Genomic DNA, 13,078 nt, shown 5'->3' with positions numbered 1-13,078 from the left:
AGATGCCTAGTCGAAGACGCGAGTTTCGGCGCACCGGGGGAGGGGACGGTCGTGCAAGACCTAAGGTCGTTCGTCAGAGAACGGACCACACGATGAACCAACGGAAGTCGTTGGCGCTCGTGGCCTTGATCGTCATTCCCGGGCTGTTTTTCGGGCTGGTCTGCTCATTCATCGTTCTGCTGAGTCCTGCGAGACCTGCGGCGGCGGACTGTGGCCCGGCAGCCGTGGCCCTGGACGGAAACACGAAAGTGGAGGGATACAGCGCTGAACAGTTGCAGAACGCCGCCGCTGTCATGGGCGCCGGTAAAGCGCTGAACCTCTCCGTAAAGGGTCAGACCATCAGCGTCATGGTGGCTTTAGGGGAGTCGGGACTGCGTGCGCTGGACTACGGCGACGGTCCCGGGCCCGACTCCCGCGGCTTGTTCCAGCAGCGCGACAACGGCGCGTGGGGCTCCTATGCGGATCGCATGGATCCGACGATCAGCGCCACCAATTTCATCAAGGCGCTACAAGCCGTACCGGGCTGGGAACTTCTGGAGCCGACTATCGCCGGGAACAAAGTCCAGCGGAACGCGGACCCGTACCACTACCACAAGTATTGGCCTGAAGCCGTCGAGCTCGTCCAGGCGCTCTCGGGCGGGGACTTCTCCCTCGAGAGCAGTGACTGCGCCATCCCAGGGAAGTCCGGTGCGGGGGATGACTACCCGTGGAAAAACTCTCCGACCTGGTTGCAGGTAGGGGCAGGCTCCGCGGCCGCCTCGCCATTGGGCATGTTTTACCGCGAATGCGTTGACTTCGCCCTGTGGAGGGTTAACCAGCAGATGGGGTCCACCGGTGCCCCGTTCAAGTTCCTGAACGGGAACTTCCGCCCTGACGGGCAGGGCCTCGGTTCCGCCGTGACGTGGAAAGCCGGATGGGACGCCAAGGGCTGGCCCACCGGACACACACCCCGGGTCGGTGCGGTCGTCTGGTACGCGCCAGGCGTGGGCGGATCGGACCCGACGTTCGGCCACGTGGCCGTGGTCAAGGAAGTCAAGGACAACGGGACCTACGTCGAGGAAGGCTACAACGGCAACCCGCCCCCGGATGACCACAACTACTACACCCGCACCGTCAGCAGCAGTGTCGCCTCCGCGTTCCTGTACCTGCCCAACCAAGAGGAGAAGAAATGAGAAAACCCGTGGTTCTCGTCGCGACGGCCCTGCTGTGCGCTGGCTGCGCACAGACAGCTCACACGAATCCATCTTCCACAGAAACGCAGGCCACTGCCTCGGCTCCCGTGTCCTTGAGCGCCGGCAGCGGCCCGCAGGCACCGGGCGGGACAGTGCCGCCCACGATGGGCATTGCCTGGGATCAGGCCAGCAAGGACCGGGCAGTGGATGTCGCCGAGAGGGCAATGGCGGACTTCGCCCGTCCCTCGGTCGGCGAAGAGCAGTGGGCCAATGACCTCGCCCGGTGGCTCACCCCGCAGGCCACCGCCGACTACTCAGCCGTGGACCCTACCAACATCCTGGCTAACCGCGTCACCGGTCCGGCCACATTGACGATCGATGAAGCCAACGGCTACGGGGTCACAGCTGCTGTCCGCACCAATGCCGGAACCTACTCGCTGCAGCTGCTCCGCACAGGCAAGGACGCCCCATGGAAGGTCAACCGCCTGACACCACCAACGCCCTAAGCGCCGCAGCTGTCCATCTGACACACGTAAAGAAAGAAAGCTCATGGTTAGTACATCAACCGAGATCCTGGCCTTTCCAAACATCAAGGCCATCATCCGCGACAACCGCACCGCCGAAGTCGTCGTTGCCGGTAACTCCCGTGCCGTTCCCGACGGCCAAACACTGCAGGAGCTCCGCGACAACGCCCTCGCCCTCGTCGTTACCGAAGCACAGACCTTGCAGCGCCCCGTCAGGGTCCAGATCGAGGATCCCGAAGGGCACGGTGAACTCATCGTGCACCCCGATAACAAGATCGAATCTGTCAGCTATGTCCCCCGTCCGGCCCGCCGTCGGGCACCGGCCCCAGCGATCACTGCCGAGGCGGCAGCCCCTGCAGTCGTCGAGACCATCCCCCTTGTTGAGCCGTCAACCGTCCCTACACAGCCTGGCCGGGGCGCAGCTACGGCGGCGGCTATTGACCGCCAGCCCTGGCCCCCCACTCCCATAGAAACTGAAGAACCGGGCCCTGTCAGTCCAGCCGTCCAGAGGATCGGCGTCGCTGAGGCTGAATCGGCAGCTGCTGCGGCTCCCGAGGAACCCCAGTCCCGGCGCAGCCTGAAGGAGACCTCCTTCCTGGTCAGCGCCCCGGTGCTGGAGCCGGCCACGCAGGGCTGGCGCGGGACCTTGACCCGCCTGGGCCTCCGGATGGATCCCTCAGAGGAGGAGCTGGCCGAGCGCGAAGACATACGCACCGTCAGCCAGCACTGGCCCGGTCCGCGGACCATCGCCGTGGTGAACCGCAAAGGCGGGGCGAACAAGACCCCCACGGTCGTCATGCTTTCGGCGATCCTTGCCCGCTACAGCGGCGCGGCAACGGTGGCGTGGGACAACAATGAATCCCAGGGCACCCTGGGCTGGCGGACCGAGAAAGGCGCCCACGACCGCAGCGTCCTGGACCTGATCGATTCCTCCACCGAGCTGCTGTCACCGTCCACGAACGCGGCCGAGATCGCCAAGTTCGTCCACCACCAGACCGCCGACAAGTTCGACGTGCTGCGCTCTGACGAAAACGAAGAAGGCGACCACGAAGTCACCGCCGAGGAAGTGGACATCGCCCACCAGGTCCTCACCCGTTACTACCGGCTGGTCATCATGGACTCCGGCAATACCGCCCGGGCAGCGAACTGGCGGCGGATGATCGACCACACCAACCAGCTCGTCGTCCCGGTCACCGCTATAGAGGATCGAGCAGAAGCAGCCCGGCTGACGCTGCAGACCCTCGAATCCCGTGGTGGCCACGACGCCGACCTGGCACGCAACGCCGTCGTGATCGTCTCCGAATCCACCGACGCCAAACGCAGCATGACTGGAGACGCCCTGAAACGCGCCAAAGCCGAAGCTCAGCGGATCGCTGACGGCTTCGAACCGTTCGTGCGCGCCGTCGTCCGTATCCCGTACGACCCGGCCCTGGTCAACGGGCCTATCCGCCATGAAGCCCTGCAGCCCGCGACCCAGCGGGCATGGCTGGCGGCCGCGGCGGCCGTCGCCAAGGGCTTCTAGAGAGCCAACAGCGAACGAAAGGAAGGAGGAACCATGCAACTGTCTCTGAACCCCTGGATCACCAGCCCAGCCGAGAGCAACGACCACGAAGCCCCCGAGGTGCACGTCCCGCCAGCTGCCGTGATCAGCACACCGCTGAGGGGCATGGTGGAACCGGACGCCGCGGACCGACTGGCGAACCGCGTAGTGTCCGGGTCCGCGCTGCTGTGGATTGTTGGGAGCCACGGGGGAGCAGGTGAAAGCCGCACCGCAGACCTGATCGACGGGGCACGCCCTACCGGGCACTGCTGGCCTGTTATGCAGGACGGCAGCAAGCCCCGGGTGCTGCTGGTCTGCCGCGCAGACATGCGCGGCCTCACCAGCGCACAAAACGCCTTGACCCAATGGGCATCAGGAGCAACACCCAAGGTTGAACTCATCGGCCTCGCCGTCCTGGCAGATGCACCGGGAAAGACCCCCAAGACGCTGCGCGACTTCGCATCGATTATCGGCGGGGGAGCACCCCGCCTCTGGATCCTGCCCTGGGTCGAGACGTGGCGGCACGGTGGCTCCACGACGACGCCACCGGGCAGGGAATATCAACGCTTCGTCACCGATGTAGCTGCTCTGGCTACCGAACCCAACCCACAGCACTAACCACTGAAAGGTCTCACCATGAACGTCATCACTGCCATCACCACCAGCACCATCCCCGACCCGACCCCTGTCGTGCCCGCTGAAGCCGGCGGCCTGCTGACCGTCCTGAACTGGGCCTCTGGTATCGGTCTCGTCCTTGGCGTCCTGGGCGTGATCATTGTCGGCATTGGCATGGTCATCCAGCTCCGTCGTGGAGAAGGCGGCGAATCAATCGCCAAACTCGGCTGGGTCCTGATGGGCTGCATCATCATCACAGGCTCTTCAGGGATCGTCCGCGCCTTTGTCTAAACCAGCACCAACAACGGGAGGTTCACCGTGAGCCAATCACCAGAGAGCACCACCAACAGCAATCCGTTCACCAAGCCCGGTTTCATCATCGCGGCCGCGCTGGTCGTCGCGCTGATCGCAGCAGCAGTCGTCATCTTCCTGCTCCCCAACGAACAGGGAAACGCCCAACCAGCACCCGCGCAGACCAGCTCCGCCCCGGCTAGCCCCAGCACGTCCACCGCCTCTGACGAGAGTGTCTGCGGACTCCCTGCCAGCAAGGACACAGCACTGGGTACCGCACCGACGTCCAAGTGGGAGTTGGTGGGAACCATGGCCGTCCCGACCGACCCACCCACCGCAGGTCCTGGCACGGTAGGCAAGGACGGTCTGAGGTCCTGCTTCGCGCAGTCGCCCACCGGAGCGCTGTACGCCACGGCCAACATCTGGGCTGCCTCATTCAATGGCTATGCGAAGCAGGTTTACCTGGAACTCTCAGCTGACAGTCCCACTCGGGACAAAGCAGTACAGGCAATAAGGGAGGGAAAGGACGTCGGAGGGGGAACCACTCCGAAGGTGCAGATCGCCGGCTTCATCATCCACTCGTATACGCCCAAAGCTGCGGTCGTAGAGCTAGCAATCAAGAGCAGTGACGGCGGATACGGCGCCTTCTCCACATCCCTGCTGTGGGAAGACGGGGACTGGAAGATGGACATCCCCGCCGCCGGTGGAAATGCAGTCCGCCAGATCAGTGACCTGAGTTCGTTCATCCCTTGGGCCGGCGTCTGACATGGCAGAGAAAGAGTGCGAAGTTTGGAACGCCCTCTGCTGGACCCAACAGGGTGCCAGCAATGTTGCCGCCGGTATTGCAGACGATGCCATCAACAACCTCGCCAAAGCCATCATGGAGGGAATGAGCCAGATGGTGACCACGCTGTCGACCTTCTGGGTTTCAATGCCGACCGTGAACTTGGCCAGCCAGGACGGAACTGCAAGCCCCGTTGTGTCGGTGGTGAACAGTGAGCTGATGCCGTGGACTCTCGCCCTTGCTGTGTTGGCGGTCATCCTGGGCGGTATTCGCTTGATCTGGGAGCAGCGGGGTGCGCCCCTGAAGGATTTGCTCCGGTCCCTGCTGACCTTGACGCTTGTCTCCGGCCTTGGTCTGGGCGTCATCTCCATTCTGGTGGTCGCCGCTGATGCCTTCGCCGCGGTGGTGATCAATCGTGCCACCGACGGTAAGGGTTTCGCCGAGTCCCTGAAGATCCTGGTGATGACAAACCAGACCGGCGTCGGCGTGTTCATCCTGATCGTCCTGGGCTTGATCGGACTGATCGCGTCCCTGGTCCAGGTCGTGTTGATGGTAGTGCGCAGCGGCATGTTGGTGATCCTCGCAGGGATCCTCCCAACCACGGCCGCGTTCACGAACACAGAGATGGGCCGGCAGTGGTTCCAGAAGGCTGTTGGCTGGACTATCGCCTTCATCCTCTACAAACCAGCCGCTGCAATCGTGTATTCGGTCGCGTTCCTGCTGATGGGCAAGGGGAGTAGCAGCAGCGCCAATCTGGTTCAGCCCATCACCGGATTCACGCTGATGGTCGTGGCACTTTTCGCGTTGCCTGCGTTGATGCGGTTCGTGACCCCAATGGTTGGTGCGGTTGCCTCTGGTGGAGGCGCGGGGGCGGGAGCAGCTGTCGGAGCAATCGCAACCGGTGCAGTTTCGCTTGGCCGGGGTGGCAGCGGCAGGGGCAATGCATCCCCCGTTCCCGCATCGTCAACGAGCATGTCAAACACGCAGAGCATGCACGGCGGCAGTTCACCGAAGGGCAGCGACGGACCAGCCGGCCCCCGAGGTGGAGGCGGGCAACCCACTCCGGGCAGCAGCGGGCCGGGCGGGGCCGCCGGCACTGATGCAAAAGCCAAGACAGGGACCGGAGCAACCGCCGGAACGGCAGCAGTATCTGGTTCCAGTGGAGCGGTATCAGTGGCAAGAGCCGGTGGTAGTGCAGCGGCAGCTGGTCCAGCCGGAGTGGCTGTAGCCACAGGTGCACAGCTGGCGTCCAGGACGTCGCAGGCAATTGAGAAGACAGCGCAGGATTCAGCGGGGGAGGGCCCTAGTGGCAGCAATTAACACCGAGTACAAAGAACCGTCTTACGGCAACTGGCGCGTGCCGCGCTCAGCTGGCCTGGCCAACCTTGGGGCGATCGGTACCGCTATTGTCTTTGCCGGGCTCCTGTCGGGCATCATCAGCTTCGCTCTGTGGGGGTTGCTCGCGGGCCTGGGCGTCCTTGCCTTTGCCGGTGTCATGGCTTTGCTGCTGACAGTCAAGGACAAGCACGGCCAGTCCATTGTTGACCGGTTCGGCACCCGGATGGCGTTCAAGCTCTCCCGGTCCTCCGGAACCAACCTTTACCGTTCCGGCCCTCTGGGCGTCACGGAGTGGGGCATGTACCAGCTGCCCGGTCTGGCAGCGAAGTCCACCCTGTTCGAGTTCACCGACTCCTACAAGCGCCCCTTCGCCATGCTGCACGTCCCCACGACCAGCCACTACACGGTTGTCTTCTCCACCGAACCTGACGGGGCCTCCCTCGTTGACCCGGAACAGGTCGATGCCTGGGTAGCGAACTGGGGCGGCTGGCTCGCGTCCCTGGCCGACGAAGCAGGCCTGGACGCCGCGGCCGTCACGGTGGAGACCGCCCCTGATTCCGGGTACCGGCTGCGGAACGAGGTCATGATGAACATCGACCCGGACGCCCCCGAGTTCGCCCGTGACATGCTGGGCGAAGTCGTGGACACCTACCCGGAAGGATCGGCAACGGTGCGGGCCTGGGTGTCCCTGACGTTCAACGCCGCGATTCGGGCCGGCGCCAAGAAGCGGACCCCGGAAGACGTTGCCCGTGACCTCGCGTCCCGGATCCCGGGCCTCTCAGCACGGCTGCAGTCCACCGGCGCCGGGATCGCCCGCCCCATGTCCGCCCAGGAGCTGTGCGAGGTCGTGCGCGTCGCCTACGATCCTCCGGCGGCGCTGATCATTGATGAAGCCCACGCCGCCGGTTCCCCAGTGTCCCTGACCTGGGGCGAAGTCGGCCCCACAGCAACGCAAGCCAGCTGGGATGACTACCGGCACGATTCCGCCTTCTCCGCGTCCTGGACCATGACCGGTGCACCGCGGGGATCGGTGAACTCTTCCGTCTTGTCCCGGCTGCTGGCACCCCACGGGGACATTGACCGCAAGCGCATCTCGCTGCTGTACCGCCCGATGGACTCGGCCCGCGCCGCAGCCGTCGTGGAACGGGACCAGAACAACGCCAATGTCCGCATCACTTCCGGCACGCGGCCATCGGCCCGCGCGTTGGTCGATGCCCGCTCGGCGGCCCAAACCGCCCAGGAAGAAGCCCAGGGCGCAGGGCTGGTGAACTTCGGCATGGTCGTCACGGCCACCGTCACCAACGCCGAACGGCTCCCCGATGCCGTCGCCGCCATCGAGCAGACCTCCGGCACCGCCCGGGTGCTGCTGCGCCGCGCCTACGGATCCCAGGACACCGCGTTCGCCGCGTCCCTTCCCCTGGGGCTGGTCTTGCACAAGCACAGCATGGTTCCGTCCGAGATTAAGGATGCCCTGTAATGGCCCGAGCAAAGCTCTTCACCCGCCCCTTCAAGCACAACACCGCTGCAGCCCCGAAGAAGAAGGCGAAGAAGCCTCGCGGGGCTGCGCCGGGTGCCCGTGGCTGGCCCGGCCGGGGCGGGGGCATGGCACAGCTCGTTCCGTCCGTGAAGGAATACCGGGGAACCACCGTTCAGGTATGCGGGCTGTGGCCGTTCTCTTCCGGTACGTCCTCACCCATGATCGGTATCCCGCTGGGACGCCACGAGGAAACCCAGGCCACGGTCTGCTGCGACCCGATCAGCTGGTTCCAGCGGGCCCGGCTGATTTCCAACCCCTCGGCGTTCATCCTGGGCAAGCCCGGTCTGGGGAAGTCCACCGTCGTGCGGCGGATGTTCATCGGACTCTCCGCCCAAGGTATCCACCCCCTGATCCTGGGCGACCTCAAAGGCGAGCACGTCAAAGCCGTCAAGGCCTTGAACGGGCAGGTGATCCGGCTCGGCCGCGGCGTCGGGTACCTGAACATCCTTGACCCCGGCCAGGCCGTTGAAGCCGCCCAGCTTTTAGAAGACAACGGCCATCCTGAGGACGCAGCACGGGTCCGCGCCGACGCGCACGGCCGCCGCCTGACAATGGTCGTTTCACTGATCACGATCAGCCGGAACAACCCTCCCACCGATCAGGAACAGACAATCCTGGATCGTGCCTTGCGGATCCTCGATGAACGCTTTGACGGTGTTCCGGTGTTGAAAAACCTGCTGGACGTCATCGTGTCCGCACCTGACGAACTGCGCCAGGTCGCCCTCGACCGCGGAGACAAGTCTGTCTACCTGCAGGAGACCCGCGCGCTGGAAGCCACCCTGCTGGGCCTGACCGGAGGCGGGAAGCTCGGAGAAATCTTCTCCCGGCAAACCTCCGAGCCGATGGTACGCGACCGTGCCGTGGTCTTTGACGTCTCCAGCATCGATGAAACCGAAACGGACCTGCAGGCCGCGATACTGCTTGCATGCTGGTCCTACGGCTTCGGCACCGTCAACGTCGCCAACGCCCTAGCCGACGCCGGCCTTGAACCCCGCCGGAACTACTTCGTCGTCCTGGACGAACTGTGGCGCGCCCTTCGAGCCGGGAAAGGCATGGTGGACCGGGTCGACGCCCTGACCCGGCTCAACCGCTCCGTCGGCGTCGGACAGATCATGATCTCCCACACCATGTCCGACCTGCTGGCTTTACCGGCCGAAGAAGACCGGATGAAAGCCCGCGGATTCGTCGAACGCTCCGGCATGGTGATCTGCGGCGGCCTGCCGGCCTCGGAAATGCCGCAGCTGACCTCCGCCATCCCGCTCTCCCGCCAGGAGCAACAAAAGCTCATCGGCTGGCAGGACCCGCCCGCGTGGGACTCCCGCGGCGTCGATGCTGAGCCCCCGGGCCGGGGAAAGTTCCTCATCAAGGTCGGCGGCCGCCCCGGAATCCCCGTCCAGGTCGGACTCACATCCCTGGAGAAAGGCCCCGAAGGAATCAACGACACCAACGCCAAATGGAGCACCACATCGAAAGCCCCGGTTGAACCGGCAACCCCGGCCCTGCCCAGTGAAGGAGCATCAGAATGAGCGCACCCAACCGCAAAGGAATCGGAGCCGGTGATGCCCTGCTGGTCTGGCTGGCCATCGGCTTTATCATCGTCTTCGTCTGCGGCCCCTACGCCGCCCTGCACGTCGGCTCGTGGATGGCTGACATCGCCGCCCCACCGGCGCACCCGATCGATCTGATCACAGGTCTGATCAAAGGCCGCGTGCCGTGGCCTACGGAAGCCACCATCGTTGTCTGCGTCATGGCCGGGCTCATCCTGGCTTTGGCCACCGTCGTGCTCGTGGCGTGGCGGCAAGGTGCGTCCAAGCGTGCCCGCGTCGACAAAGCCGCCCGCTACCTAGGTGTACTCAGCCAACAGGTTGGTTACACCTGCTGATGGGTGGTTTGCCTCCGAGGCTGCCGTGGGGCCGGTGGTTGTTGTAGAAGTCTAGCCATGGTTGCAGGGCGTCGGTGCGGGCCTGGTTGGAGGTGAAGGGCTGCCGGTATGCCCAGCCTTCCTGGAGTGTGCGGTTGAAGCGTTCTGCTTTGCCGTTCTGCCATGGGTGGCGGGGTTTGATCAGGATGTGTTTGGCGTCCAACTGTGCCAGTGCGGCCTGGAAGTCGCGGGAGAGCCTGTAAGCGAAGGCGTTATCGGTCATGACCCGGCGCACGGGTGCTCCGTTGGCTGCCATGGCCGCCGCAGCCCGGATTAGGAAGCCGGCACAGGTAGGCCCTTTCTCGTCGGGCAGTACCTCGGCGTAGGCGAAGCGGGAGTGATCATCGACTGCGACGTGAACGTAGTCAAAGCCCAGCTTCTGGCCCGAGGAACGGTGGTTGGCCGGGTTCTGCGCGGGGTCTGTCCGCCATCCGCCGCCCTCGGGGATCCGCCCGAGTTTCTTGACGTCAACGTGGATCATGTCTCCCGGGGCGTCCCGTTCGTAGCGGCGGTCTGTGGCCCGGGAAGCACGAATCCGCGTCCCGGTGACCGGATCCAGGTCCCACAGCCTGGGCATGCGGGCCCGGGCCAAAATCCGGGAGACGGTTCGGGCGCTGACGCCGCAGCGCTGGGCCAAATCCACTGGACCTTCCCGGTGCTTTATCCGCTGGGCAACAACATCGGCAACCACCCTCTGCGGGGTGGCGCGCGGGCATGACTTAGGTCTGGAGCTGCGATCCTCTAGCCCGTCCCAGCCATGGGTCCTGTAGCGGCTGACCCAGCGGTGGGCGCACGTCCGGGAGATACCCAGTTCCTTAGCCACGTGAGCAATGGGACGGCCCGACAGGACGCGCTCGATGATGATCCGCCTACCGGTCGGTGTCAGGCGGGCGTTACGGTGGGACATGAAGACCTCTTAGATTCAGTTGGCAGTTGTGGTAACCACCAACCTAAGAGGTCTTCACTCTTCTCACGGTGTAACCAACCTGTTGGCTGAGTACACCTAGGCCGCGGCAAGGCGTTGGCCGCATTCTCCGAGAAGGGAGCCCAAGCTAAGGCCGAACGGCTGGGCATCAAGGACAACCCCGGCATCGTCGTCGGCAAGGTCGTGTCCACCGGGCAAAAGTTCCTTCAGTCGTGGGAAGACCTGTCCCTGGATATTTGGGGTCCGCGGACCGGTAAATCGACCTCACGGGTGATTCCGGCCATTCTGGACGCTCCCGGCGCGGTGGTCTCGACATCGAATAAGCGCGACGTCGTGGACGGTACCCGCGGGGTCCGTGAGCGCACTGCCCCGGTGTGGGTGTTCGATCCTCAGAAGATCGCGCAGGAAGACCCGGACTGGTGGTGGAACCCACTCTCCTACGTCACGGACGAAGAGAAGGCCTACAAGCTCACGCAGCATTTCTCCGTGGGTTCCCGCGTGCCTGGGTCAAAGCCTGACGCCTACTTCGATCCCAAGGCAGAGGACATTCTGTCCTCCTACTTCCTCGCTGCCGCTCTCGGGGATCTGCCGATCACGCAGGTGTATCTGTGGGTGACGGAGCAGGTGAACCGGGAACCGATCAACATCCTCAAGCAGCACGACTACGAGCTGCAGTACAAGGGACTGGAATCCACGCTGGAGCTGGCTGACAAGCAGCGTGACGGCATCTTCGGTACCGCCGAGAAGATGATTCAGTGTCTCAAGAGCCGGAACACGTTGCGCTGGGTCGCCCCGACTGGCGGCGCAAGCGTGGCCAGTGATGCGCGCCGGCAGTTCAACCCGCACGCCTTCGCCGCCTCCCAGGAGACGATCTACATCCTCTCCAAGGAAGGCGCCGGCTCCGCCGCACCACTCACAACCGCACTGACCGTTGCCATTGCCGAGGCGATGGAAGAACGTGCCGAGCGCAGCGGAGGACGACTGCCCAAACCTGCCCTGTTCGCCCTGGACGAGCTGGCGAACGTGGTGCGTTGGGCCGGCCTGCCGGACCAGTTCAGCCACTACGGCTCCAAAGGCCTGATCGTCATGGGCATCCTGCAGTCCTGGTCCCAAGGCGTCGAACTGTGGGGCGAGGCGAACATGCGGAAAATCTGGTCGGCCGCGAACGTCAAGGTCTACGGCGGCGGCGTGGCAGAAGAAGGTTTCCTCCGCGCTCTGTCCGACCTGATCGGGGACTACAGCTACATCAACGTTTCCGTCTCCTCCGGTAAGTCCGGGTCCAGCCGCTCCCGTCAGGAAGCCAAGGAACGAATCTTTGATGTCTCAAACCTCGCCGAGCTGGACCGCGGACGCGCCGTTGTCCTCGCCTCCGGCGCCCCGGCCACTTTGGTCCGGACCATGCCTTGGTACAGCGGACCACACAAGGAATCAGTTGAGTCCTCCATCAGGAAGTACAGCCCGCGCCCCGAAGCACCGGCCGTTGCGGTGCCGGCTGAACCGGTAGCCAACCCGTGGGTCACGAAGTAGGAAGGACCTGGTCATGGCGAATGATTTCGAACTGTACGACACGGATACGCCGCCACCTGATACCGAGCGTCAGGGTGCGGAGAAAGCGGAGGAGCTCGTCTACGGATCCGCCGAGGAATTTCTCCACGAACAGCTGCTACCCACCTACGTTCGCAGCGTCACGGGCAAATCGGCCAAGTGGTGCATCGAATGGTACTTCCACCCCGAGGCTGTCTCCCGCGTAGCCGCACTGTGGAGGGCTTGGGAGCACCTGCGACATGATCCAGCGACCGGCATGAGCGTCTGGTGGAAGGACCACGCAGACCACCACATGCGGGTGCTACTGGATCCGCAAGGACCGTTCTACAACTGCGACTTGAAAGAACACCGGGAACCCGAACTCCTGGAACCCAAGAAAGCCCCGGACGGGTGGTTCCCTGACGTTCGTCCCCAACAAACCTAGAACCAAACCCAAGGAGAGGGAGTCCGCTTAGGCGGCCTCCCTCTCCTTCATGTGTCGGCAGCTCCAAAAAAGGAAGTGGTCCCGGTTCGAAGATAACGACCCTTTATCAGCACCAACCGGACATGACCGGCTAAAAGCGGTTAAACAGGATAAAACCGGTACCATCGAGGATGCTAGCCGCTCAGACAGATAGGACGGATTGTGCCCGAACCGTGGATTTCCGCTGACGAACTCGCCACCCATCTCGGCGTGACAAAGGACACCGTCTATGCCTGGATCGCCGACAAAGGAATGCCGGCCCACAAGATCGGGCGCCTATGGAAGTTCCAAGCCAGCGAGGTTGACGACTGGGTGCGCGGAGGTGGCGCCGCAGCGCCTGAGGGCTCTGACGCTGACTAGGCCACTGTCGACGTCAATGTCAGTGGTCTTGCATAGCCTGGTCTATTGCCCAAACAGAAGGAG

At 64.1% G+C, this 13,078-nt stretch carries 14 protein-coding genes; 13 read left to right on the top strand and 1 reads right to left on the bottom strand.

Features of this window, described 5'->3' with window-relative positions; genetic code table 11:
- Positions 1 to 92: 92 nt before the first annotated feature.
- The 10 genes from RI444_RS22910 to RI444_RS22865 are packed head-to-tail and all read left to right on the top strand — an operon-like array spanning position 93 to position 9,683.
- Positions 93 to 1,172 (top strand): CHAP domain-containing protein, encoded by a 1,080-nt coding sequence (locus RI444_RS22910; protein ID WP_316963949.1) that lies wholly within the window; start codon positions 93 to 95, stop codon positions 1,170 to 1,172.
- A complete protein-coding gene (locus tag RI444_RS22905) occupies positions 1,169 to 1,678 on the top strand; it encodes a hypothetical protein (RefSeq protein ID WP_316963948.1) in 510 nt (169 codons plus the stop codon). Before RI444_RS22910 ends, RI444_RS22905 begins: the two co-directional genes overlap by 4 nt.
- 43 nt (positions 1,679 to 1,721) lie before the next feature.
- Positions 1,722 to 3,218 (top strand): chromosome partitioning protein ParA, encoded by a 1,497-nt coding sequence (locus RI444_RS22900; RefSeq protein WP_316963947.1) that lies wholly within the window; start codon positions 1,722 to 1,724, stop codon positions 3,216 to 3,218.
- A gap of 33 nt (positions 3,219 to 3,251) precedes the next feature.
- Positions 3,252 to 3,854 carry a DUF6668 family protein gene (locus tag RI444_RS22895; RefSeq protein ID WP_316963946.1) on the top strand — a complete coding sequence of 201 codons (603 nt, stop codon included), beginning with the start codon at positions 3,252 to 3,254 and terminating at the stop codon, positions 3,852 to 3,854.
- Positions 3,855 to 3,872: 18 nt separating this feature from the next.
- Positions 3,873 to 4,142: an integral membrane protein gene (locus tag RI444_RS22890; RefSeq protein WP_045732737.1), complete on the top strand. Its 270-nt coding sequence runs from the start codon at positions 3,873 to 3,875 to the stop codon at positions 4,140 to 4,142.
- Between the two features lie 27 nt (positions 4,143 to 4,169).
- A complete protein-coding gene (locus RI444_RS22885; RefSeq protein WP_316963945.1) occupies positions 4,170 to 4,907 on the top strand; it encodes a hypothetical protein in 738 nt (245 codons plus the stop codon).
- A 1-nt stretch (position 4,908) separates the two neighbouring features.
- The gene (locus RI444_RS22880; RefSeq protein WP_316963944.1) at positions 4,909 to 6,246 is read left to right on the top strand and encodes a hypothetical protein; all 1,338 of its coding nucleotides are present in this window, start codon (positions 4,909 to 4,911) and stop codon (positions 6,244 to 6,246) included.
- The gene (locus RI444_RS22875) at positions 6,233 to 7,741 is read left to right on the top strand and encodes an SCO6880 family protein (protein ID WP_316963943.1); all 1,509 of its coding nucleotides are present in this window, start codon (positions 6,233 to 6,235) and stop codon (positions 7,739 to 7,741) included. Before RI444_RS22880 ends, RI444_RS22875 begins: the two co-directional genes overlap by 14 nt.
- On the top strand, positions 7,741 to 9,327 hold the full coding sequence (locus RI444_RS22870; RefSeq protein ID WP_316963942.1) for an ATP/GTP-binding protein: 1,587 nt from the start codon (positions 7,741 to 7,743) through the stop codon (positions 9,325 to 9,327). Before RI444_RS22875 ends, RI444_RS22870 begins: the two co-directional genes overlap by 1 nt.
- Complete coding sequence (locus tag RI444_RS22865; protein WP_316963941.1) at positions 9,324 to 9,683, top strand: hypothetical protein; 360 nt, start codon at positions 9,324 to 9,326, stop codon at positions 9,681 to 9,683. Before RI444_RS22870 ends, RI444_RS22865 begins: the two co-directional genes overlap by 4 nt.
- On the opposite strand, the gene RI444_RS22860 is transcribed toward RI444_RS22865, so the two are convergent.
- Positions 9,655 to 10,629, bottom strand: coding sequence for an IS481 family transposase (locus RI444_RS22860; RefSeq protein WP_207604780.1), 975 nt, complete (start codon positions 10,627 to 10,629; stop codon positions 9,655 to 9,657). The two genes, RI444_RS22865 and RI444_RS22860, sit on opposite strands and share 29 nt — an antisense overlap.
- A gap of 114 nt (positions 10,630 to 10,743) precedes the next feature.
- Between RI444_RS22860 and RI444_RS22855 the strand changes: the two genes are divergently transcribed.
- The 3 genes from RI444_RS22855 (at position 10,744) to RI444_RS22845 (ending at position 13,015) form a co-directional block, all read left to right on the top strand.
- Positions 10,744 to 12,174, top strand: coding sequence for a type IV secretory system conjugative DNA transfer family protein (locus RI444_RS22855; protein ID WP_316963940.1), 1,431 nt, complete (start codon positions 10,744 to 10,746; stop codon positions 12,172 to 12,174).
- A 13-nt stretch (positions 12,175 to 12,187) separates the two neighbouring features.
- On the top strand, positions 12,188 to 12,616 hold the full coding sequence (locus RI444_RS22850) for a DUF4913 domain-containing protein (protein WP_316963939.1): 429 nt from the start codon (positions 12,188 to 12,190) through the stop codon (positions 12,614 to 12,616).
- Positions 12,617 to 12,817: 201 nt separating this feature from the next.
- The gene (locus RI444_RS22845) at positions 12,818 to 13,015 is read left to right on the top strand and encodes a helix-turn-helix domain-containing protein (RefSeq protein ID WP_316963938.1); all 198 of its coding nucleotides are present in this window, start codon (positions 12,818 to 12,820) and stop codon (positions 13,013 to 13,015) included.
- Positions 13,016 to 13,078: the final 63 nt, after the last annotated feature.

The organism is Paenarthrobacter sp. AT5 (assembly GCF_032764245.1).
GTDB classification, from domain to species: Bacteria; Actinomycetota; Actinomycetes; order Actinomycetales; family Micrococcaceae; genus Arthrobacter; species Arthrobacter ureafaciens.
Note: the sequence above shows the minus strand (reverse complement) of the source record. Positions and strands in the feature narration are given on the sequence as shown.